Origin of the sequence: Kitasatospora sp. NPDC059160 (genome assembly GCF_042755465.1) — a bacterium.
Classification (GTDB): domain Bacteria; phylum Actinomycetota; class Actinomycetes; order Streptomycetales; family Streptomycetaceae; genus Kitasatospora.
This window is the reverse complement of the sequence record NZ_JBHZCN010000085.1, coordinates 1-17992: the sequence shown is the minus strand read 5'-3', so window position 1 is coordinate 17992 and position 17992 is coordinate 1. Positions and strand designations below refer to the sequence as shown.

The 17992-nt window shown below is 75.6% G+C and carries 18 protein-coding genes and 1 riboswitch; of the genes, 8 read left to right on the top strand and 10 right to left on the bottom strand.

What is annotated here, in order from left to right; all coding sequences use genetic code 11:
* Positions 1–14 precede the first annotated feature (14 nt).
* Both ACFXOZ_RS30555 and ACFXOZ_RS30550 read left to right on the top strand, forming a co-directional pair.
* A complete protein-coding gene (locus ACFXOZ_RS30555) occupies positions 15–1049 on the top strand; it encodes a TolB family protein (protein WP_380593401.1) in 1035 nt (344 codons plus the stop codon).
* 96 nt (positions 1050–1145) lie between these two features.
* Positions 1146–2051 carry a hypothetical protein gene (locus ACFXOZ_RS30550; protein WP_380593391.1) on the top strand — a complete coding sequence of 302 codons (906 nt, stop codon included), beginning with the start codon at positions 1146–1148 and terminating at the stop codon, positions 2049–2051.
* A 70-nt stretch (positions 2052–2121) separates the two neighbouring features.
* On the opposite strand, the gene ACFXOZ_RS30545 is transcribed toward ACFXOZ_RS30550, so the two are convergent.
* On the bottom strand, positions 2122–3078 hold the full coding sequence (locus ACFXOZ_RS30545) for an EamA family transporter (RefSeq protein ID WP_380593390.1): 957 nt from the start codon (positions 3076–3078) through the stop codon (positions 2122–2124).
* A gap of 138 nt (positions 3079–3216) precedes the next feature.
* Here ACFXOZ_RS30545 and ACFXOZ_RS30540 point away from each other — a divergent pair, with 138 nt between their 5' ends.
* Both ACFXOZ_RS30540 and ACFXOZ_RS30535 read left to right on the top strand, forming a co-directional pair.
* Positions 3217–3726: a MarR family winged helix-turn-helix transcriptional regulator gene (locus ACFXOZ_RS30540; RefSeq protein ID WP_375894574.1), complete on the top strand. Its 510-nt coding sequence runs from the start codon at positions 3217–3219 to the stop codon at positions 3724–3726.
* A gap of 76 nt (positions 3727–3802) precedes the next feature.
* Complete coding sequence (locus ACFXOZ_RS30535) at positions 3803–4255, top strand: hypothetical protein (RefSeq protein ID WP_375894577.1); 453 nt, start codon at positions 3803–3805, stop codon at positions 4253–4255.
* Positions 4256–4262: 7 nt separating this feature from the next.
* On the opposite strand, the gene ACFXOZ_RS30530 is transcribed toward ACFXOZ_RS30535, so the two are convergent.
* The gene (locus tag ACFXOZ_RS30530) at positions 4263–4919 is read right to left on the bottom strand and encodes a class I SAM-dependent methyltransferase (RefSeq protein WP_380593389.1); all 657 of its coding nucleotides are present in this window, start codon (positions 4917–4919) and stop codon (positions 4263–4265) included.
* 39 nt (positions 4920–4958) lie between these two features.
* Here ACFXOZ_RS30530 and ACFXOZ_RS30525 point away from each other — a divergent pair, with 39 nt between their 5' ends.
* Positions 4959–5282: a prevent-host-death family protein gene (locus ACFXOZ_RS30525; protein WP_380593388.1), complete on the top strand. Its 324-nt coding sequence runs from the start codon at positions 4959–4961 to the stop codon at positions 5280–5282.
* A gap of 139 nt (positions 5283–5421) precedes the next feature.
* Here the strand turns inward: ACFXOZ_RS30525 and ACFXOZ_RS30520 are convergent, their stop codons facing one another.
* Positions 5422–6603 (bottom strand): FAD-dependent monooxygenase, encoded by a 1182-nt coding sequence (locus tag ACFXOZ_RS30520; protein WP_380593387.1) that lies wholly within the window; start codon positions 6601–6603, stop codon positions 5422–5424.
* A 127-nt stretch (positions 6604–6730) separates the two neighbouring features.
* Here ACFXOZ_RS30520 and ACFXOZ_RS30515 point away from each other — a divergent pair, with 127 nt between their 5' ends.
* Entirely contained in the window at positions 6731–7330 is a 600-nt protein-coding gene (locus ACFXOZ_RS30515) for a TetR/AcrR family transcriptional regulator (RefSeq protein WP_380593386.1), read from the top strand.
* Positions 7331–7389: 59 nt separating this feature from the next.
* Positions 7390–9078 carry a serine/threonine-protein kinase gene (locus ACFXOZ_RS30510; protein ID WP_380593385.1) on the top strand — a complete coding sequence of 563 codons (1689 nt, stop codon included), beginning with the start codon at positions 7390–7392 and terminating at the stop codon, positions 9076–9078.
* Positions 9079–9085: 7 nt separating this feature from the next.
* Here ACFXOZ_RS30510 and ACFXOZ_RS30505 read toward each other — a convergent pair whose 3' ends face one another.
* The 7 genes from ACFXOZ_RS30505 to ACFXOZ_RS30475 all read right to left on the bottom strand — a co-directional run bounded on the left by ACFXOZ_RS30505 (position 9086) and on the right by ACFXOZ_RS30475 (position 16732).
* The gene (locus tag ACFXOZ_RS30505) at positions 9086–9562 is read right to left on the bottom strand and encodes an OsmC family protein (RefSeq protein WP_375894593.1); all 477 of its coding nucleotides are present in this window, start codon (positions 9560–9562) and stop codon (positions 9086–9088) included.
* A 66-nt stretch (positions 9563–9628) separates the two neighbouring features.
* Entirely contained in the window at positions 9629–10171 is a 543-nt protein-coding gene (gene cpt, locus ACFXOZ_RS30500; protein WP_380593384.1) for a chloramphenicol phosphotransferase CPT, read from the bottom strand.
* 25 nt (positions 10172–10196) lie between these two features.
* A complete protein-coding gene (locus ACFXOZ_RS30495) occupies positions 10197–11570 on the bottom strand; it encodes a cobyrinate a,c-diamide synthase (RefSeq protein WP_380593383.1) in 1374 nt (457 codons plus the stop codon).
* A 4-nt stretch (positions 11571–11574) separates the two neighbouring features.
* Positions 11575–12180, bottom strand: a complete 606-nt coding sequence (gene cobO / locus ACFXOZ_RS30490; protein ID WP_375894599.1) for a cob(I)yrinic acid a,c-diamide adenosyltransferase — start codon at positions 12178–12180, stop codon at positions 11575–11577.
* A 6-nt stretch (positions 12181–12186) separates the two neighbouring features.
* Positions 12187–14268, bottom strand: coding sequence for a putative cobaltochelatase (locus ACFXOZ_RS30485; protein WP_380593382.1), 2082 nt, complete (start codon positions 14266–14268; stop codon positions 12187–12189).
* Positions 14265–15779, bottom strand: coding sequence for a cobyric acid synthase (locus ACFXOZ_RS30480; protein WP_380525164.1), 1515 nt, complete (start codon positions 15777–15779; stop codon positions 14265–14267). The genes ACFXOZ_RS30485 and ACFXOZ_RS30480 overlap by 4 nt, the downstream gene beginning before the upstream one ends.
* Positions 15776–16732 carry a cobalamin biosynthesis protein gene (locus ACFXOZ_RS30475; RefSeq protein ID WP_380593400.1) on the bottom strand — a complete coding sequence of 319 codons (957 nt, stop codon included), beginning with the start codon at positions 16730–16732 and terminating at the stop codon, positions 15776–15778. The genes ACFXOZ_RS30480 and ACFXOZ_RS30475 overlap by 4 nt, the downstream gene beginning before the upstream one ends.
* A gap of 107 nt (positions 16733–16839) precedes the next feature.
* Positions 16840–16971: riboswitch (cobalamin riboswitch) on the bottom strand.
* A 193-nt stretch (positions 16972–17164) separates the two neighbouring features.
* On the opposite strand from ACFXOZ_RS30475, the gene ACFXOZ_RS30470 reads away from it, so the two are divergent.
* A complete protein-coding gene (locus ACFXOZ_RS30470; protein ID WP_380525162.1) occupies positions 17165–17857 on the top strand; it encodes a transcriptional regulator in 693 nt (230 codons plus the stop codon).
* Positions 17858–17992: the final 135 nt, after the last annotated feature.

Here is a 17992-nt window from a genome sequence, read left to right as displayed (position 1 = left end):
TGAACCCGCAGAACGTGAACCCCTGGAACAACCGCAGCCGGGTGCTCGTGCTGCTGATCGCCGTCCTGGTGCTCGGTGCGGTCGGCACCGGCGCCGTCCTCTACGCCGCCGACCGCAGCTCCGAACGGGACCGCGCCCAGGCCGGCGGGCCGGCCGTCGAACCCGGCCCGGTCTCGCTCCGAGTTCCGACCAGCGGAAGACAGTTGCTCTTCCGCAACATGGCCTGGGGGCCGCACCGGGACGAGATCACCAGCGTCCCCGCCGACCACCCCGACGGCCCGCGCACCGCCTCCGGCACCCAGTGCCTGCGCTTCCACGCCGCCGCGGGGACCGGCATCTGCCTCCAGGCCCAGCACGGCGCGCTCGACGACACCTACCGGGCCGTCGTCCTGGACGACCACCTGCACGAACGGCGCTCCTTCCCCGCCGCCGGCATCCCCACCCGCTCCCGGGTCTCGCCGTCCGGGCACCTCGCCTCCTGGACCGTCTTCGTCAGCGGGGACTCCTACGCGGGCTCGGACTTCTCCACCCGCACCTCGATCGTCGACGTCCGGGACTGGAACCTGCGGGAGAACCTGGAGGACTTCGCCGTCGTCAAGGACGGTCACCCGTACCAGGCGCACGACGTCAACATCTGGGGCGTCACCTTCGCCGACGACAACACCTTCTACGCCACCCTCGCCAGCTCCGGGCAGACCCACCTCGTCCGCGGCGACCTCGCCGCCCGCACCCTCACCACCCTGCACGACAACGTCGAGTGCCCCTCGCTCTCCCCGGACGGCACCCGCATCGCGTACAAGAAGCGCGTCCCCGGCCTGTCGCCCGACGCCCCCTGGCGGCTGTACGTCCTCGACCTCGCGACCGGCACCGAGACCGCCACCGCCGAGCAGCGCAACATCGACGACCAGGCGCTCTGGTCCGACACCGGGACGCTGGTGTACGCCCTGCCCGGCGACTACGGCGCCGACCTGTGGACCGTCCCGGCCGACGGCTCCGGTGCCCCGCGGCTGGTCACCAAGGCCGCCGTCGCCCCCGCCTACCTGGGCTGAGGAACTCTCCGCTAGCGTCCCACGTCGAGCAGAGTGCGACGTCCCGACCCGAGGTGCCGGTCGGACGTCCTGATCGAAGCGGGGGAACGAGCAACCGTGGACGGCATCCCACCCGAGCGCGTGGTCACCGACTCCTGGCCCGCCCTGCACGGCCGACCGGTCCTGCGGCGCACCGTCGCCGTCGGACTCGTGCTGTGCGTGTCCGCCGGCGCCGCCCTGATGGTGCGCGGCGTCAACGCGCTCACCGTCGGCCGGGTCGGGCGGGAGACCGACCGGGACCGCGCCGAACGGCTGGCGGGCCTCCACCCCTCCCAGCACCCAGGCGCGGGCCGCTACTACGTCCCGGTCGGGGCCGTCTACACCCGCACCTCGGACGGCGCGCCCGTCGCCTACCTCCACTACCGCCTCGGCGGCGGCAAGGAGCCCGGGCTCGGCGACTTCCTGCGCGCCTACGACCTCCCGGCGCCCGGACCCGCCGCCCCGCTGCCGCCGGACCTCGCGGCCGCCCTCGGGGGCGACGAGCCGTCCGAGGCGCCGGAGCTGCCGGAGCCTGCGGTGGAGTCGGCGGGGTCGGTGGGGGTGGCGGGGTCGCTGGGGGAGTCGGGAGCGCCCTCGCCCGTGCCGTCGGGGTCCGCGTCGGCCTCCGCCCCCGCTGCCGTGGTGGCCCCCGGGGCGGGCGTCGCGCCGATGGCCGTCGCGGCGGATCCCGCCCCGGCCGATCCCGACCCGGACGGCTCCGGGGGCGGCGTCCCGGAGGCCGGTGCGGACGGCGGTACGGACGACGGGGCCGAGGACGGCTCCGGAGGCACCGGCGGCGCGGGCGGTACCGCGCACGTCCCCGAGGACAGCACCCGCGACCCGGTCCCCACCCCGACCTGGACGCCCACCACCAGCCCGTCCGCCGTCCCCACCCGGGCCCCGTCGGCCCGCCGGATCTACGTGGCCGCCGTCCCGGGCGGGCTGCCGGGCGCCGCCGACATCTACATCCGCGCCACGGGCTGAGCCCGGGTACGTCCGTGCCCCGCCGGCCGGTGGCCGACGGGGCGGGGACGGGAGCGCAGGGTGCGGGCCCTCAGCGGGCGACCGCCGGTGCCCGGCGCTCGGGGGCGGTGGCGGGGACGCGGGCCGAGGCGGCTGCCGGGGCGGGGATCGGCGCGGTGACCGGCGTGGTCCGGCGGGCCGGGGCCTGGCCGATCAGCATCGCGCCGAGTGCCAGCACCAGCCCCAGCACCTGCCACGGGGTGAGCGTCTGGCCGAGCACCACCAGGCCGCCGACGGTGGCCACCACCGGGTTGACCAGCCCCAGGAAGGACACCGGACCGGCGCCGAGCCGCTCGATGCCGCGGAACCACAGCACGTAGCCGAGCGCGGTGCTGAGCAGCCCGAGGTAGGCGAAGCCCGCCAGGTTGGCGGTGCTCAGGGCCGGCGGCGCGCCCTCGACCAGGGCCGCCAGCGGGACGAGGAAGACCGAGCCGGCCAGCAGCTGCCAGGCGGTGAGGTCGATCATGGTGGCGCCCTCCGGGCGGCTCCAGCGGCGGGTCAGCACGGTGCCCGTGGCCATCAGGCCGATCGCGGTGACCATCGCGGCGATGCCGATGCCGTCCAGCTTCGCGCCGCTCTTGAGCACCAGCAGCGCCACCCCGGCGACCCCGACCAGTCCGGCGAGCAGCGCCCGCCGCCCGGGCCGGACCCGGAGCACCCCGACCGAGAGCCCGGCGACCAGCAGCGGCTGGATCGCCCCGATGGTGGCCGCCACGCCGCCGGGCAGGCGGTAGGCGCCGACGAAGGTGAGCGGGAAGAACAGTCCGATGTTGAGCATCCCGAGCACCGCCGCGCGCCCCCACCAGCGCCCCTTGGGCAGCTTGCGGCCGATCAGCAGCAGGAGCAGCCCGGCGGGCAAGGCCCGCAGCGCGGCGAGCAGCAGCGGGCGGCCCTCGGGCAGCAGCTGGGTGGTGACCAGGTAGGTGGTGCCCCAGGCGGCCGGGGCGAGTGCGGCGGTGACGGCGATCCCTGCGCGCTTGCGGTCCATGGCGGTTCCCAATCCCCTCAACGTTGACTATCTGAACGTTGAGATATTTCTACGCCCGGGATCGGCGAACGTCAAGTATGTGAATGTTAAGATATCTGCACCGGCAGCAGCCCGGCCGTCCGAGGGAGATGACAGAGCATGCAGCAGCGCGACACCGTCGACGACATCGCCGAGCAGTGGGCCAGGAACCGCCCCGACCTGCCGCTGGAGGCGATGGCCCTGATCGGCCGGCTGCGGCGGCTCAACGTCCGGGTCGACAACGCCCTGCGCGAGTACTTCCTCACCTGCGGGCTGGACCCCTCCGAGTTCGACGTCCTCGCCACCCTCCGCCGCTCCGGCGAGCCCTACGAACTCAACGCCCGCGCCCTGCTCAAGTCCGCCATGGTCACCTCCGGCGCCATCACCAACCGGGTCGACAAGCTCTCCGCCAAGGGCCTGGTCGAGCGCAACCCCTGCCCCACCGACCGCCGCGCCGTCCTGGTCCGCCTCACCCCGGCCGGCAAGGACCTCATCGACGCCGCCCTCCCCGGCCACATCAGCAACGAGGAGAGCCTCCTCACCGCCCTCGACGCCGACGAGCGCGCCCAGCTCGACACCCTGCTCCGCAAGCTCCTCGTCGCCCACGGCGACACCGAGCCGCTGGGCTGACCGCCGGGTCGTTCGCGTGACCACCACCTCCCGGCCGCGTTAACCCATCGGGACGACGCGCCGGAGGAGAGACCCGATGAAGCACAGGACCCCCAGGGACATCGCCGTCGACGACCAGCTGCGGGCCGCCGGGGCGGAGGGCGCCCAGTGGCTCGCCGCCGCCGGGTGGGGGCCGCCGGTGCAGGTGCCGCTGCAGAACGCGGCCAAGTGGCAGCGGGAGACCAGGGAGCGGATGCTCGCCGCGCAGGAGGACGAGTCCTGCACCTGGTGCGACCACCTGCTGCACGGCGGCCCGCAGCCCGTCGTCGTCCACGCCGAGCACCCCACCCACCTGGTCTGCCGTGCCTGCTCGATCACCGCCCGCCCCCACCGCCGCTGCGCGGACTGCGGCGAGCCGGCCCGGTCGGCCTCCCCGCTCGACGGCCGCGAGGACGTCTGCATGGGCACGGTGGCGATCTACACCCGCCTCCGCTGCCCCGCCTGCCACCGCAGCGACCCGATCAACGGGACCTTCGGGAGCGGCTGGTGAAGATCCGTCAGGTGGTTGCGACCAGTGCGTAGCGCTCGTCGTGCACCGGACCGCCCCACAGGGCCGCGTCCCCGCTGAGCGGCTCGACACGCAGCTCCGCGACCAACGGGCGGACCGCCGCGGCCAGTTCGTCGGCGCCCACGCCGCCGCCCCAGGGCAGCCGCTCCGCCCCGGCGACGTACGGGGCCGCCTGCTCGCCCGCCTCGCGCCAGCGCCCCTCGACCAGCACCAGCCGCCCGCCCGGGCGCAGCAGCCGCACCCAGGCGCGCAGCGCCCGTTCCGGGTCGGGCAGGGTCCAGACCAGGTGCCGCGACAGCAGCACGTCGAAGCCGCCCTCCCGCAGCGGCGGCGCGCCCGCGTCCCCCACCAGGAAGCGCCCGGCCAGCCCGGCCGCCGCCAGCTTCGCCCGGGCCCGCGCGACCATCCGCGGCGCCAGGTCCACCCCCGTCACCCGGTGCCCGTCCGCCGCCACCAACTCGGCCAACGACCCCGTCCCGCACCCGACATCCAGCACCTCCACCGCCCCGCCCGGCAACCACCCCCGCACCCGTCGCGCCCACGCCTCCCGCACCACCGGCGCCCGCAACCCGTGGTCCGGCTCCTCGTCGAAGACCGCCGCGGCCGCGTCCCAGTAGTTGGCGATGGCTTGCCCTGAGTCCGTCATGCCGCCCATCCTCCCGATCCCCGCTGACAACCCGGTCGGGTGTTGCGAGAGGAGACCGCCGATGTCACCACGCGCCTCTTCACGGCGCTGATCGGCAGCGACGAGGGCGCGCGCGCCGTGCTGCTGGCGCTTCCCGCCGTGTTCCCCTGGGTCAGGCACCTCTCCGCCGAGGAGGTGCGGGAGTTCGTCGTCGACCTCGTCGAGGCGACGCGTGATGTCGTGGAGCTCGACGTACACGCCAACCTGCACCGCGTGATAGCGGAATGGCGTGCCACCGCCAGAATCCTCGCCGACCCGGAGTTGACCGCGGAGCTGACGAGGCCGCTGCCCGGCGACGATCACGGTGAGGTGGTCGCCCCGTGAGCCCCGAGCGTGGCGATGAGGTCGCGCCGCCGCCGGTCGGCGACGAGTGGCGGGTGCGCTTCGGCTAAAAGGTGTCGGGTTGCCGCAGTGGGAGTACGAGGGCGACTGCCGGGGGCCGGGCGAACTCGGGCTCCGACCCTCAGGCCGCCGGGTGGAGGGCGGGGGGCTGCCAGTCGTAGAGGGTGCCGGTGCGGCCGAGGAGGGTGCGGGTGGGGAGGAGGCCGGCCAGGGTGAGGGCGGTGGTGCGCAGGAGGGTGGCGGCGGGGGTGCGGAGGGCGACCAGGCTGCCGGTGCGGCGGGAGGCGGTGACGACGGCGGTGGTGCGGGGGAGCCGGGCGGCGGTGTAGGCGGGGAGGGCGGTGGCGGGGTCGCCGGCGGGGGTGAGCAGCGAGGCGAGGACGACGGCGTCCTCGATGGCCTGGCAGGCGCCCTGGCCGAGGAAGGGGCACATCGCGTGGGCGGCGTCGCCGAGGAGGGCGACCCGGCCGTGGTGGTGGGCGGGCAGGGGGTCGGCGAGTTCCCGGACGTCGTTGCGGAGCAGCCGGTCCGGTTCGGCGAGGGCGAACAGCTGGGGGGCGGGGGCGCACCAGTCGCCGAAGAGCCGCCGGAGTTCGGCCGCTTCGTCGGCGGCGCGGGCGTCGGCCGGGGCGAGGGCGGCGCCGTAGACGTAGACCCGGTCCTCGGCGAGCGGGACGATCCCGGCGAGGCGGCCGGGGCCCCAGACCTCGCCGGCGGCGGCCGGTCGAAGACGGGCCCCGGGTGTGACGACGGCGCGCCAGGTGGTGAAGCCGCTGTAGCGCGGGCCGGGGTGGTGGGGGAAGAGCAGGCTGCGGGTGGCGGAGTGGATGCCGTCGGCGGCGACGACCAGGGCGGCCGCCCGGTCGCCCTCGCGGGTGCGGACGACGGCGGGCCGGTGGTGGTCGCCGGGGTCGGTGACGGTGGCGGGGGAGTCGGTGCGGACGGTGCCTTCGGGCAGCGCGTCGACCAGGGCGGCGATGACCTCGGCACGGGCGACGGCGGCGACGGAGTCGCCGAAGCGGGCCCGGACGGCGGCGCCGGTGGTGCGGACGAGCCAGCGGCCGGAGGGGTGGCGGATGCCGACGGCGGGGTGGTCGGTGGCGCGGGCGCGCAGCCGGGGGCCGACGCCGAGGAGGTCGAGGGCGCGCAGGGCGTTGGGGGCGAGGGCGAGTCCGGCGCCGACGGGTTCCAGGTTCGCGGCGCGTTCGTGGACGGTGACGGGGACGCCCTGCCGGTGGAGGGCGAGGGCGGCGGTGAGGCCGCCGATGCCGCCGCCGATGACGATCGCCTGGTGCTGGCCCATGGGGGCTCCTGTTCTCCCACGCTCTCGGCCACTACAGCTGTAGTGGCCACTGCTCGGCACCGTACTACACATGTAGTGGGCCGTAAACTACGGCTGTAGTGAGTTGGGTAGCCCCCGAGGAAAGGCCATGATCGGACCCATGACGCCCCCGCGCCCGACCCTGATCGCCGACGCCGCCATCGACCTGATCGCCGAGGCCGGCCTGCGCGGACTCACCCACCGCGCCGTGGACGACGCCGCCGGCCTGCCCGCCGGCTCGACCTCCAACCTCGCCCGGACCAGGGCCGCCCTGCTGGAACTCGTGCTCACCCGGATCGTCGAGCGGGAGACCGTCGACCACCCGGTCTTCACCGAGGGCGAGCGCCCCCGAGCGGCCGCACCGGCCCGCGCGATGCTGGCCGAGGTCGGCGCCGAGGTGCTGTTCCAGGCGCTCACCAGCGGCCGCAGGCTCACCCTGGCCCGCCTGGAACTCGCCCTGGAGGCCACCCGCCGGCCCGAACTGCGCGTCGTCTACGACCGGTTGGGCGCCCGCTTCGCCGAGCTCGGCGCCGTCCTGCTCGCCGCCGCCGGCTCCACCGACCCCGAGGGCGACGCCCGCCGGCTGATCCGCTGGTGCGACGGAGTGCTGTTCAACGCGACCGCGGGCAGCGGGCACTGGCACGTGCCGATGCCGGAGGAGCTGCGCGCGGAGATCGACCGCTACCTCGGCGCCCTGCTGGACCGGTAGCTCCGCCCGCGGGCCGCATCGGCCCTATACTCCGTGTGCTCGATCAGCCAGGGGGAAGCATGCTGAGTGTGCTCGAAGTCGTCGCACTGCTCATGATCGGTGCGGCGCTGCTGCTACGGCTGGCGACGCTGCCGGTGCTGGTGCGTGCCCAAACGGCCGCGCGCCGAAGGGCGTTGGCCGCCACCGGCGCGGACGCGGGCGGGGGTGCGCCGGGCGGGATCGGCGCGACCGTCGGCGAGCTGGTGCTGGGCCTGCTGGGCATCGCCGGGGTGGTGGTGTTGCTGTCCTACAACGTCGTGGGCAACATGACGCACATCGGGCTGGGCGAGCCGTTCGACCCCGTCAACTCGAGGTACCTCGGCTACTCGGTGGGTCTGCACTTCGACACGGCGCAGACCGTGTACATCGCCGTGTTCGTTGTCTGCCTGCTGCTCTGCCTGCTGCTGTGCTACCTGACCCAGCGCAGGCTGCTGACCGCGGACCTGCCTCCGCAGATCTGGTCGGCGGGCGCGACCCAGGCCCGGGTCGTCGGCCTGCTGGTCCTCCGCGCGGCGCTCGCGGTGTTCGTCCTGCCGGCCGGTCTGGTCCTCCCGGCCCTGGTGTTCCAGCTCGTCGCCTTCTTCGTGAGCGGCCGGCCCAAGGCGGTCGGTGCGCAGCCGGGGAGTGCCCCGGAGGCCGGTGCCGCCCAGGCGTTCCAGGCGTACCTGGACGCGCAGAACCCGTACGCGCCCACCGCCCAGCCGCCGCAGGGCCCCTACGTCCCCCCGCAGTCCACCCCGCCGGCCCCGCCCGCCCCGCCCGCCCCGCCGATGCCGCCCGTGGTGCCGCCGGTGGCGTCCGCCCCGCCCGTCGGCAGTCCGCTGGGCGCGCACGAGCCCCGGACGATCGGCGGCTACCAGCTGCTCGGCCGGATCGGCTCCGGCGGCATGGGCACGGTCTACCTCGCCCAGCGCCAGGGCTCCGCGACCCAGGTCGCGCTCAAGACCATCAACCCCGAACTCCTCGCCGAGGGCGACCTGTTGCGCCGCTTCCAGCGCGAGGCCGAGGTGCTGGCGATGGTCCCCGGCGCCTACACCGCCCGGGTGCTCGACACCGGTGTGGACGCCGGTCGCCCGTACCTGGCCATGGAGTTGCTGGACGGGCGCCCGCTCGACGCCCATCTGCGCGAACAGGGCCCGATCCGCTCCGCCGAGGCGCTGAACGCCCTGGCCCTGGCGCTGGCCGTGGCGCTCTCCGGGGTGCACCGGCTCGGCCTGGTGCACCGGGACCTCAAGCCCGCCAACATCATGCTGACCACGGCCGGCCCGCGCCTGCTGGACTTCGGCATCGCGGCGATCGTGGACGGCACCCGGCTGACCGCCACCGGCGGCGGCCCGGGCACCCTGACGTACATGGCGCCGGAGCAGTTCGGCGACGAGCGGCCCGGCCCGGCGGCCGACGTGTGGGCCTGGGCGTGCTGCGTGGTCTGCGCCGCGTACGGCGTCAGCCCGTTCGCGGCGACCAACACGGGCGCGGTGATCCGCCGGATCGTGGAGAGCGGGCCCGAGCCCGCCGCCCTGGCGGCGGTCCAGGCCCTCGACCCGAGGCTCGCGGCCGTCGTCGCCCGTGCCCTGGCCATCGACCCGGCCGCCCGCCCGGCGGACGGCACGGCGCTGCTGGCGGCGCTCGCGGTGGCCCGGTCGACCACGCCGGACCAGGCGGCCGTCCACGAGCAGATCACCCGCGGCTGGCAGACCCTCACGCTCTGACCCGCGGCTACCCCGCGACCCCTACCGTCACCTCGGCCTCGTGCCGCACCGGGAAGTTCACCGAGTTGGCGATGAAGCAGCCCCGGTTCGCCGCCCCGTGCAGGCCGAGGGCCCGCTCCACCATCCCCGGCTCGGCGACCTCGACCCGCGGGTGCAGCACCACCGAGGTGAAGCGCACGCCCTCCTGGGTCACGGTCATGGTGCCCGCCGGCCGGTCCGCGTACGAGGTCACCACGACCCCGTTCACCGCGCACTGGTGCAGGTACGACAGCAGGTGGCATTGGGCGAGCGAGACCAGCAGCAGTTGCTCCGGGTTCCAACGGGCCGGGTCGCCGTGGAAGGCGGGGTCGGCGGAGCCGAGGATGCCCGGCAGGCCCTCGACCGACACCTCGACGTCGCGGGAGTAGGCCCGGTAGTCGCTGGTGCCGGTGCCCCGGTTGCCGGTCCAGTGGAGCTCGGCGCTGTACTCGTACTGCCTGGCCATGGGGGTGCCTCCGTGGGAAGGGGGTGTCCCCGGACAGTCAACCGCAACGGGCCGCCCGCGCGGGGCTCATCCGGCGGCCGCGACACGGGCGAGGACGGCGTCGGCGCAGTCCGCCACCGAGGCCCGCGAGGTGTCGACCACCAGGTCGTACGCGACGCCCTCGTGCACCGCCGACGCCTGCACGGCCGCCATCCCGGCGACCCGGTCGCCGCGCGCGGCCTCGCGGGCCGCGGCCACCGCCGGGTCGCAGCGCACGCCGACCCAGAGCACCTCCAGGCCGTCCAGCGCCGCGCGCCACCGCTGCTGGGAGGCGGCGCCGCCGAGGAACACCTCGTCGACCAGGACCGGGGCCCCGGCCCGGGCCATCGCGGCCACGCCGAGCGTCCAGGCGGCGTCCAGCCGGGCGAAGGCCGGCCCGACCTCGACCGTGCCGTCCCCGTCCGTCAGGCCGCCGATGCCCTCCTCGCCGCCGAGCAGCCACGGCGGCAGCGCCTCCACCATGGTGTCCGCGCCGAGGTGCAGCCACGGCTCCGGGAGCAGCTCCTGCAAGCGCCGGGCGATGCTCGACTTCCCGGAACTGGAGCCGCCGTTGAGAACGATCACATCCATGCGCGCATCCTAGGGAGCAAAGCCCTCAGGACGCCCCGGAATTGAACACCGCCGCCGCTCCCGCGAACGACTCCGCCACCCCGGGTGCCCCGGCCCAGTGCAGGTGCAGGTACGAGGCGTGGACGTTGCCGCCCGCGAACCCCTCCGTCCGCGGCCCGGTCGGCAGGCGCCAGCCCCAGGCGGGGTGTTCGCCGGCGCCCGGTTCGCAGACCGTCCGGTGGAACTCGTGCCCGCGCAGCCGGGTGCCCGCCGGGGCGAGCGGGGAGTCGTGCAGGGCGACGGCCTCCCGGTAGCCGAGGGTGAGCCGCTCGGTCATCCGGGCGTCGCTGTCCAGCACGCCGCACATCGGCAGGCCGTCCAACTCCCGCCCCAGGTAGAGCAGTCCGGCGCACTCGGCGGCGATCGGGCCGCCCGCCGCCGCGAAGTCGGCGATGGCCCGCCGCAGTTCGGCGTTCCGGCTCAACTCCCGGACGTACAGCTCGGGGAAGCCGCCGCCGATGACCAGTCCGGCGGTGCCCTCGGGCAGCATCGAGGCGTGCAGCGGGTCGAACGGGACGACCTCGGTGCCCGCCGCGCCGAGCAGTTCGGCGTTCTCCGCGTACGAGAAGGAGAACGCCGCACCGCCGGCCACCGCGATCCGCGGCCGCCCGCCGACCGGCGTGACCTCCGCCGAGGCATCCCATGCTTCGGCGTCCAACGCCGGTGCGGTACGGGCGAGTTCCAGTACGGCGTCCAGATCGACCGAAGCCGCCACCAGGGAGCCCATGTCGGCAACGGCCTGCAAGGCCTCCGCCGAGCGCTCCACCGCCGGGATCAGCCCGAGGTGCCGGGACGGCGTGGCCACGGCCGCCGAGCGGCGCAGCGCGCCCAGCACGGGCACCCCGGAGCCCTCCTCCAGGGCCTCGCGCAGCAGGTGCTCGTGCCGGTCGGAGGCGACCCGGTTGAGGATCACCCCGGCGAGCCGCACCTGCGGGTCCCAGGAGGCGAAGCCGTGCACCAGCGCGGCCACCGAGCGGGACTGCGAGGAGCCGTCCACCACCAGCACCACGGGGGCCCGCAGCAGCTTGGCGACGTGCGCGGTGGAGGCCAGCTCCCCGCGCCCGGAGGCCCCGTCGAACAGGCCCATGACGCCCTCGACCACGGCGACGTCCGCCCCCGCCGCGCCGTGCAGGAACAGCGGCGCGATCCGCTCCGGCCCGCACATGAAGGCGTCCAGGTTGCGGCCCGGGCGCCCGGCGGCGAGCGCGTGGTAGCCCGGGTCGATGTAGTCGGGGCCGACCTTGTGCGGCGACACCGCCAGCCCGCGCGCGGCGAGCGCCGCGATCAGGCCGGTGGCGACGGTGGTCTTGCCGGCGCCCGAGGAGGGCGCCGCGACGACGAGGCGGGGGACGTTGTTCAAGAGGTCACCACTCGATACCGCGCTGGCCCTTGCGGCCGGCGTCCATGGGGTGCTTGACCTTGGTCATCTCGGTGACCAGGTCGGCGACCCCGGTCAGCGCCTCGGGCGCGTACCGGCCGGTGATGACGACGTGCTGGCTGCCGGGGCGGTCCTGGAGCACCGCGACGACCTCCTCCGGGTCGATCCACCCCCAGTGCATCGGGTAGGTGAACTCGTCCAGGACGTAGAAGCGGTAGGTCTCGGCGGCGAGGTCGCGCTTGACCTGCTCCCAGCCCTCCTTGGCCGCCTCCTCGCTGGTCATCTCCTGCTCGGCGGAGCGCTGGATCCAGGACCAGCCGGAGCCCATCTTGTGCCAGTCGACGGTGCCGCCCTCGCCGGAGGCGCCGAGCACGCGCAGCGCGTTCTCCTCGCCGACCTTCCACTTGGCGGACTTCACGAACTGGAACACCCCGACCGACCAGCCCTGGTTCCAGGCCCGCAGCGCCATGCCGAAGGCGGCCGTGGACTTGCCCTTCCCGGGGCCGGTGTGCACGGCGGTGATCGGCTGGGTACGGCGCTGACGGGTCGTCAGGCCGTCGTCGGGAACGCTCTCGGGGACACCCTTGGGCATGTCGGCTCAGGCCGCCTTTCGGATCGAGGTGGAGACGGGTCGGTTGGCGCGGACGAGCGAGGCCACGCCCTCCGCGCGCAGCTCGTCCAGGCTGACGGCGCTGCCGCCGAGCAGCCCGGCCAGGGTGCGGGCCAGGCCCAGCCGGACCGGCCCGGACTCGCAGTCCAGCACCACGCTCGCGGTGCCCTGGGCGGCGAACAGGGTGGCCGCCCGCTGGGAGCGGGCGAGCGCGTCCCGCCCGCCGGTGGCCCGGCCGTCGGTCACCACGACCAGCAGCGGGCGCCGGTTCGGGTCGCGCAGCCGCTCGACCCGCAGCACCTCGTGGGCGCGCAGCAGGCCGGCCGCCAACGGGGTGCGCCCGCCGGTGGGCAGGGTCTCCAGCCGGGCGGCGCCGACCTCCACCGAGGAGGTGGGCGGCAGGGCCAGTTCGGCGTCCGCGCCGCGGAAGGTGATCATGCCGATCTTGTCCCGGCGCTGGTAGGCGTCCATCAGCAGCGACAGCACCGCGCCCTTGACGGCGGTCATCCGCTGCCGGGCGGCCATCGAGCCGGAGGCGTCCACCACGAACAGCACCAGGTTGGACTCCCGTCCCTGGCGCACCTGCTCGCGGAAGTCGTCCTTGTGCAGCACCAGCGCCCGGCCGGCCCGCCCACGCGCCACCTGGTGCGGCGCGGCGGCCTGGAGGGTCGCGGTCAGGTGCAGCCGGCTGAGCGCACCCTGCGGGCGGCGGGCCCGGACGGTGTGCCCGCCGGTGGTCTCGGCGGGGGAGCGCCGGCCCTGGGCGCCGTGGCCGGTGCCCTGCACGGTGAACAGCCGCGTCCGGTACGGGTCCCCGGCCGCGACCGGTGCCGACTCCCGGGCGGGGGAGGGGTGCTGGGCCGGTACGGGCTGCGGCTCGGGCGCCTCGGTGTCCGTGGCCGCGGGCTCCGGGGCCGCGCCGTCGGCCGGCTCGGGCGCGCCGCCGCCGTCGGGGCCGCCGTCACCCGGGCCGCCGTCACCGCCCCCGTCCGGACCGTCCCCGTCGGGCTCCGGCCCGTCACCCTCCGGATCCGGCTCGACCTCCGGCTCCTCCGGCTGGGCGTGCTCCTCCAGCGTGCGGTCCAGCTGCTCCTCGTCCAACCCCGGGGCGTCGAAGGGGTTGCGGCGGCGCCGGTGCGGCAGGGCCAGCTGGGCGGCCTTGCGGACGTCCTCCTCCAGCACCTCCGTCCGCCCGGCCCAGGCGGCCAGCGCGACCGCGGTGCGGGCCATCACGATGTCCGCGCGCAGCCCGTCCACCTCGAACGCGGCGCACACCGCCGTGATCTGACGCAGCGCCACATCCGTCAGCTCGACCTTCGGGAGCAACTCCCGCGCCGCGGTGATGTGTTCGGCCAGCTCCCGCTCCTCCGCCGCGAACCGGTCGGCGAACCCGGCCGGATCGGCGTCGTAGGCGAGCCGGCGCCGGACCACCTCGGCGCGCTCGGCCGGCTCCCGGGTGGCGGCGATCTCGACGGTCAGGCCGAAGCGGTCGAGCAGCTGCGGCCGCAGCTCGCCCTCCTCCGGGTTCATGGTGCCGACCAGCAGGAACCGCGCCGCGTGCCGTACCGACACGCCCTCGCGCTCGACGTAGGAGCGGCCCATCGCGGCGGCGTCCAGCAGCAGGTCCACCACGTGGTCCTGGAGCAGGTTCACCTCGTCGATGTACAGCACGCCGCGGTGCGCCTTGGCGAGCAGGCCGGGCTCGTACGCCTTGACGCCCTCGGCCAGCGCGCGCTCCAGGTCGAGCGAGCCGACGATCCGGTCCTCGGCCACGCCGACCGGCAACTCGACCAGCTGGGAAGGCCGTTGGTGGCTCCCAAAGGTGGCGTGCGGGCCGTCCGGGCACTGCGGGTCCGGCCCGGCCGGGTCGCAGGCGAACCGGCAGCTGTCCACGACGGCGATGGCGGGCAGCAGCCCGGCCAGCGCGCGCACCATGGTCGACTTGGCGGTGCCCTTCTCGCCGCGCACCAGCACGCCGCCCACGGCCGGGGAGACCGCGTTCAGCAGCAGCCCGAGCCGCAGGTCGGCCATCCCGACGATCGCGGTGAACGGATAGCGGACCTCACTCATGCGTCACTCCCAGGTGCTCCGGGCAGGAGGAACGGCAGCGATCCGGCCGCCGGCACCCCGCCCTCGATCAGCTTCCACAACGCGTCGGTGTCCGCGTGCTCCTCGATCAGGTCGCCCAGCCGGTCCAGCCGGGACTCGCGCGCCACGGCGAACGAGGTGTCCGGCGCCGGTACGAACGCCCGGCCCGCCAAGTCGGCGACCTCGCGCAGGAGTTCACGGCGGAAGCCGTCGTTCTCCAGCGCGCCGTGCCAGGTGGTGCCCCAGACCGAGCCGACCCGGCAACCGTCCAGGAAGGGAACGCCCCCCTCGACGGCCACCACCCCGTGGTGGATCTCGTACCCCTCCACCCGCTGCCCGTACGCCTCGCCGACCGGCCGCGCCAGCACCTTCTCGACGCCGAAGCGCACCCGGGTCGGCAGCAGCCCGAGTCCGTCGACCACACCGGCCTTCGACTCGACCTCGTCCTCGATCGAGTGCGCCAGCATCTGGTAGCCGCCGCACACCCCGAGCACCGGCCGCCCGGCCGCCGCCCGCGCCTTCAACGCCGGCTCCAGGCCGCGCTCGCGCAGCCAGGCGAGGTCCGCCACGGTCGCCCGGGTGCCGGGCAGCACCACCAGGTCGGCGTCGGCCAGCTCCTCCGGCCGGGTCGCCCAGCGCACCAGCACGCCCGGCTCCTGGGCCAGCGCGTCCAGGTCGGTGAAGTTCGACAGGCGCGGGAAGCGCACCACGGCGACCCGCAGCACGTCCGCCCCCAGCGGCCCGCGCCCGTCCACCCGGTCCACCACGGTGGACAGGTCCAGCGAGTCCTCGGCGTCCAGCCACAGGCCCGGCAGCATCGGTAGCGTGCCCAGCACCGGACGGCCGGTCAGCTCGTGCAGCATCTCCAGCCCGGGCGCCAGCAGCCGGGCGTCACCGCGGAACTTGTTGACGAACCAGCCGGCCACGTGCCGCTGGTCCTCCGCCGACAGCAGCGCCAGCGTCCCGTACATCGCCGCGAACACCCCGCCGCGGTCGATGTCCCCGACCACCACCACCGGCAGCGCGGCGGCCGTGGCCAGGCCCATGTTGGCGATGTCCCGGTCGCGCAGGTTGATCTCGGCGGGGGAGCCGGCGCCCTCGCACACCACCACGTCGTAGCGGGCGCGCAGATCGGCCAGGCACTCCAGCGCGCGCTCCAGCAGGACGGGCTTGCGCTCCCGGTAGTCCAGCGCGCCCACCTCGGCCACCGGCCTGCCCAGCAGCACCACCTGGCTGCGGCCGTCCGCGCCCGGCTTGAGCAGCACCGGGTTCATCGCCGCCTCCGGCTCCACCCGGGCGGCCTGCGCCTGCATCGCCTGGGCGCGGCCGATCTCGGCCCCGTCGGCGGTGACGAAGGAGTTCAGCGACATGTTCTGCGCCTTGAACGGCGCCACCCGCACGCCCTGGCGGGCCAGCCACCGGCAGATCCCGGCCGTCACCACGCTCTTGCCCGCGTCCGAGGTCGTCCCCGCGACCAGCAGTGCGTTGGTCATGCCCCACCCCTCTTCCTCATCAGCATGCGCAGCAGGACGTGCCCCGCGACCGTCGTACCCAGCGCCAGCGCGCCCACCCGCCGGGACAGCGTGCAGGCCCGCTCGATGTCGTCCACCGTCACCGGCCGCAACTCCGCACCCAGGACGGGCCGGTGCTCCACCCGCTCCCCGTACCGCAACGTCCCGCCCAGCCGGACCCCGACCGCCCCCGCGAAGGCCGACTCGGCCTGGCCCGCGTTCGGGCTCGGGTGCGCGGAGCCGTCCCGGCGCCAGACCCGCCAGGCGGTCCGGGGCTCGGGCGCGGCGGCCACCGTCAGCAGGGCCGTCAGCCGGGCGCCCGGCCAGCCCGCCACGTCGTCCAGCCGGGCCGAGGCCCAGCCGAAGCGGGCGTAGCGGGGCGAGCGGTGGCCCACCATGGCGTCCAGGGTGTTCACCGCGCGGAACGCCAGCAGCCCCGGCGTGCCCGCCAGGGCACCCCAGGCCAGTGCGTTCACCACGGCATCCGCCGTGTTCTCGGCCACCGACTCGACCACCGCCCGGGCGATCTGCTGCCCGTCCAGGGCACTCGGATCCCGCCCGCACAGGTGCGGCAGCCGCTCCCGGGCCGCCGTCAGGTCGCCCGCGGCCAGCGAGCGTCCGACGGTGCGGGCCTCCCGGGTCAGCGAGGTGCCGCCGAGCACCGTCCAGGTCGCCGCCGCCGCCAACGCGGCCCGGCCCAGCGGACGGCGCCCGACCGTACGGTCCAGGGCGAGCGCGCCGGCCGCGACCGCACCCACGCACACCGCGGTGTACCCGGCTCCTGCTGCCCGGTCGTCGCGCCACAGCCGCCGCTCCAGCCGCCCCGCGGCCGTGCCGAACAGGGCGACGGGGTGGCCGCGGCGCGGGTCGGCGTACCGGGCGTCGGCGGCGTAGCCCACGAGCGCGCCCAGGCCGAAGGCGGCGGCGCGGGTCAGCGGGCGCACAACATCGAGAAGCCGGGGATCCAACCGGGCGGGGCAGCCTGCATCGCGTGGGTGTCCTCACTCAGGGTCCGCGCCCTGGATCGACGTACCGGGGGCGAGAGTCTCCTGGCTTCCGGGTCCGACGCACCCCCGGGCCTTCCAACGGCCCCTGACGGTCCGCCGTGGCACTTTCCGAGCGTGCTCCCCGGTGACAGTGGCGGGACCGCGCCGGACTCGCACCGGCTTCCTCTCCATGCCTCCGTTTGGCCCCAGGATCCCATCACGCGCCCGAACCGGGAGTCAACCGAGGTCACGGAGGGGTTGGTCACACGACGCACCCGCCCCCGCCCTGTGCGATCGCCCAGTACCACCGAGAGCCCGGCGCCCCCGCTTCGTGCGTTCGGCGGCTGGGGCCGCGCCGCAGGCCACGCCTACGGTTCGGCCATGCGCCGCAGAAAGCCCCCCGTCGCCGCCCCCGCCCCGGTGCCGTTCTCGCCGGAGGCCGCCCGGGCTCACCGAACCGGCCTCGGGCTGACCCCCGAGCAGGTCGCCGAGGGCATGGCCGCACACGGCGTCCGACTGCTGCCCGGCCACGTCCTCGCCTGGGAGGACGGCGTGCTGCGCCCCGGCGAGACCGAGTTCATCGCCCTGGCCCGCGCCCTCTGGTGCCCGGCCGCCGCCCTGATGCCCGGCCACCCCGTCAGCCTGCGCGACCACCGCCTCGCCCGGGAACTCCCCCCGGAAACCGTCGCCGAACGGGTCGGCATCCCCCTGCCCACCTACCGCCAGGCCGAACTGACCGGCGACTGGGACGGCGACCCGGACCAGACCCACGCCCTCGCCCAGGTCCTCGGCCTGCGCCTCACCGAACTCGTCGAGGCCACCGGCCGCCGCGAGACCCTCGACGCCCTGCTCCGCCAGTGCGTGGCCGGCCGCTGGCAACCCCACCTCCGCCCGATCGCCCGCCTCGTCCCCGTCCCCGAACCCGACCTCGCCGCCGTCCTCCCCGTCCTCCACCAGGAACACCACATCCCCTCCCACTGGGGCACCACCACCCACCCCACCACCCCCACCCCACCCCTCACCCCCCGCTTCTGGCACCTCCTCAGCACCCACCACCCCACCATCCCCGTCTGACCACCCCCAAGGAGCCGGAAACCCACCTGCACGGGCGCGCGGGCAACGCCCCGCGCGCCCACCACCCCCTCCCCCCCCACCACCCGCCCAAGGCGAGAGGGACGCGCTGCGGGAGGGGGCGGTGGAGGGGGTGGG